The following is a 2,453-nucleotide window of genomic DNA, read 5'->3' on the forward strand; positions in this document are numbered from 1 at the left end:
GAGCCCTACGCCTCATCCGCCGAGCGGACACAAGCCATGAGCCCCTGGATCGACCACTACAACACCAGCCGAACCCACTCCGCCCTCAGCCGACAGACACCCTGGCAAAGGCTGAACAACCTTCTGGGCAACGACATCTAGGCAAGGCGAGAGCGTCGTCCGATACCAGTCCTGGTTCGGGGACATCTCTCCGATCTCGTCGAAATGCATCGACTGACGCGACCGGACGCATACGGCGTAGCGGTCCGTGAGCATCCTGGCCTTATGGGGTGGCAGACAGTCTTCGAACAGCTGACCGGCCAAGCTCTCGCTCGCCTGCCCGATCTCTTTCTCGGCCGCCCGGTTCATGCCGAAGATGCGGAAACGGGGTCCCGGCTCGACGTCGACCACGAAGATTGGGACGTCGATGTCGTCCAAGCTCAGTGTCAGTGTCACGCCGCGCCTCCAAAATGTCGCGGCGTTGCATTGCGCCGATGATGTTTGAGGAAGTCCTAACAGTCTATGAAACAACAATCGAGATTTTCACGTTTAAGCTGTGAGCTAAAACAAAAATAAATGTTTTTCATTAAATCGAATTTATAAAATACTCGAAGGTCTGTCATTATCATATAATATGCCTGCTTCGAGCCGCCACCCAACGGTATGCGTTGAAAAGTCTTGGCACGCAGCCAGTACATAGCTCAGCGGTGGCAGATCATCGACCGTCTGCCCTACGCTGACGCTGGCCTGATCCCGCGTGTCGAAGCCGAGCGGCTTGCCGTGCTCCACCACCTAGGCCGGGCGCGGCTATGCCTATCCGGCCTGATGAACGCGATCCGCGCATATCCGTCCAACGACGCCGAGGCCGATGCCTGGATCAGGGCGCATGATGCCGAGACGAACCAAGCCGGCGAGCATTTGAGGGCCCTCCGCGACATCCGGGAATGCCAGGGGTGGGGGTAGGAGGGCAGTCGCTTGCCCCGCTCGCCGATGGCCTCGGCATCGTCACGAGCGGCGTGCTCTGCGTCACCGGGCCGGAACTGAAAGCGGCCCAGTGGGCGGCAAGACATATCACGGAGCATTGAGATCCGGTCCGCTGGCGGCACTTCAGCTCGCCATGGCCCGCATCTCGGGCGCACCTTCACGAAGCACATAGCCGCGGCCCCAGACGGTCTCGATGTAGTTCTTGCCCCCGCTGGCGTTAGCGAGCTTCTTCCGCATTTTGCAGATGAACACGTCGATGATCTTCACCTCTGGCTCGTCCATGCCGCCGTAGAGATGGTTGAGGAACATCTCCTTGGTGATCGCCGTCCCTTTCCGCAGAGCAAGGAGTTCCAGCATCTGGTACTCCCTGGTCGTGAGATTGATCGAGGTTCCAGCGATCTGGACGAACTTTTTGTCGATGTTGACCGTAAGATCATCGATTGTGACCACGGCCTCTGCATGCCCCTGCGACCGGCGGACGATCGCCTGGATGCGGGCTACGAGCTCGTCCTTATGGAACGGCTTGGTAAGGTAGTCATCGGCCCCGAAGCCAAGGCCCTTCACCTTGTTCTCGATGCTGGCCATGCCCGACAGGATCAGGATCGGCGTCTTTATCTTGGCCAGGCGAAGGCTGCGCAGCACCTCGTAGCCCGACATGTCGGGCAGGTTCAGGTCGAGCAGGATAATGTCGTAATCGTAGAGCTTGCCGAGATCGATCCCCTCCTCACCGAGATCGGTGACAAAGGGATTGAACCCTGCCGTCTTGAGCATCAGTTCGATGCTCTGCGCTACCGACGCATCATCCTCGATCAGCAGAACCCGCATCGTCCAACCCCGAAAAATCTAAGAAACCCCTAATGCGATATCCCTAACAAAAGCTTGACGCTCGATTTGGCATGTCGTTATCTAAACCGAGAGGTCTTCCAAGGGTAATAGTATGACTGATGGTGCGATGCTCGTTTCGGGGCGCGATGAGTTCGAAATGACGGCCGACCTTGTCGCCGCCTACGTCTCGAACAACCGAGTGTCGTTAAGTGAGCTGCCTGGTGTGATCGCCTCCGTGCACGCAGCGTTGTCCAGCCTTGGCCAGGAAGAAACAGCCGAGCCCGCCGTCGAGAAGCCTACGCTCGCCCAGATCCGCAAGTCAATCACCCCCGACGGCATGGTCAGCTTCGAGGATGGTAAGACCTACAAGACGATGAAGCGCCACCTCACGCTTCGCGGGCTCACACCGGAGAGCTACCGCGCGAAGTACAGCCTGCCGTCTGACCACCCCATCGTGTCCGCCGCCTACTCGGTCAAGCGATCCGACCTGGCGCGTGCACTCGGCCTCGGCCAGCAGCGGCGCAAGGCAGCCGGTTCGGCCGCTGAGACGGGAGAGACGATCTCCGAGGTGGCCTAAGGCCGCTGAGCAACCAATTTTCTGCGCTGGCGTACACCTGCACAGCGCTGCCGCACTCCAGGCGCCTTCTGAACGGCACCTTCGGGTA

General features: G+C 59.4%; 4 protein-coding genes and 1 pseudogene. 3 read left to right on the forward strand and 2 right to left on the reverse strand.

The genetic code is table 11. The features are described from left to right. Positions 1-141, forward strand: a 141-nt coding sequence (locus MKK70_RS31010; protein ID WP_409568243.1) for an integrase core domain-containing protein, incomplete at its 5' end; no start/stop codon positions are given. A 6-nt stretch (positions 142-147) separates the two neighbouring features. Here the strand turns inward: MKK70_RS31010 and MKK70_RS31015 are convergent. Beyond that, positions 148-435, reverse strand: a pseudogene (locus tag MKK70_RS31015) (hypothetical protein); the annotation flags it as partial. Between the two features lie 222 nt (positions 436-657). Here MKK70_RS31015 and MKK70_RS04785 point away from each other — a divergent pair. Then, complete coding sequence (locus MKK70_RS04785; RefSeq protein WP_243946111.1) at positions 658-942, forward strand: hypothetical protein; 285 nt, start codon at positions 658-660, stop codon at positions 940-942. 144 nt (positions 943-1,086) lie between these two features. Here the strand turns inward: MKK70_RS04785 and ctrA are convergent, their stop codons facing one another. Further along, entirely contained in the window at positions 1,087-1,788 is a 702-nt protein-coding gene (ctrA, locus tag MKK70_RS04790) for a response regulator transcription factor CtrA (RefSeq protein ID WP_243946112.1), read from the reverse strand. A gap of 112 nt (positions 1,789-1,900) precedes the next feature. Between ctrA and MKK70_RS04795 the strand changes: the two genes are divergently transcribed. Next, complete coding sequence (locus MKK70_RS04795) at positions 1,901-2,365, forward strand: MucR family transcriptional regulator (RefSeq protein ID WP_243946114.1); 465 nt, start codon at positions 1,901-1,903, stop codon at positions 2,363-2,365. Positions 2,366-2,453: the final 88 nt, after the last annotated feature.

Source organism: Methylobacterium sp. E-041 (assembly GCF_022829665.1).
GTDB lineage: Bacteria > Pseudomonadota > Alphaproteobacteria > Rhizobiales > Beijerinckiaceae > Methylobacterium.

Coding starts and splice junctions, on each gene's coding strand:
- ctrA (WP_243946112.1), bottom strand. CDS start 1,788: ATGCGGGTTCTGCTGATCGAGGATGATGCGTCGGTAGCGCAGAGCATC.
- MKK70_RS04795 (WP_243946114.1), top strand. CDS start 1,901: ATGACTGATGGTGCGATGCTCGTTTCGGGGCGCGATGAGTTCGAAATG.